We start from the raw sequence: 515 nt of genomic DNA on the forward strand, positions 1-515 counted from the left end.
GCACCCGGGCTGCGGTGCAGCCGCGGGGGTACTCCCCCGCGCGGGAGCGGGCACGTCGCCCACCCCCGCGCGGGGCCGTTCCGACTTCACCGCAGCGCCACCGGCCCGCACCACCGGGGGCGGAGCCGGCGCGGAGCGCTCAGAAGCCCATGGCCTGGGCCCGCCTCTTGACCTCGCGTCCCCGGTTCTCGCACAGCGCCTGGATGGGGCTGCCGGGGAGGGTGTCGTCCTCGGTGAACAGCCACCGCAAGATCTCGTGGGGGTGGTACCCGGCGTCGCTGAGCAACGTGATCGTGCCGGGGAGCCCCTTGACGATGCCGTCCTCGGTGAGGAAAGCGGCCGGGACGCTCAGCTCGCCGTCGCGGCGCATGGCGAGCAGCTGACCCTCGCGGATCAACTGGTGCACCCGGGTGACCGGTCGGTTGAATCGCTTCGCCACTTCGGGGATCGGGATGAGCTCCACCTCGGGAGCGAGTACATCCGGAGCTGCAGGAATCGCACTCACGTGAACCACG

At 71.8% G+C, this 515-nt stretch carries 1 protein-coding gene; it reads right to left on the reverse strand.

What is annotated here, in order from left to right; all coding sequences use genetic code 11:
* Nucleotides 1-139 precede the first annotated feature (139 nt).
* Nucleotides 140-514, reverse strand: a complete 375-nt coding sequence (locus tag ACFP1K_RS41300; RefSeq protein ID WP_380764090.1) for an Rv2175c family DNA-binding protein — start codon at nt 512-514, stop codon at nt 140-142.
* Between the last annotated feature and the right edge of the window lies 1 nt (nt 515).

This window comes from Sphaerisporangium aureirubrum (assembly GCF_042658925.1).
Classification (GTDB): Bacteria; Actinomycetota; Actinomycetes; order Streptosporangiales; family Streptosporangiaceae; genus Sphaerisporangium; species Sphaerisporangium aureirubrum.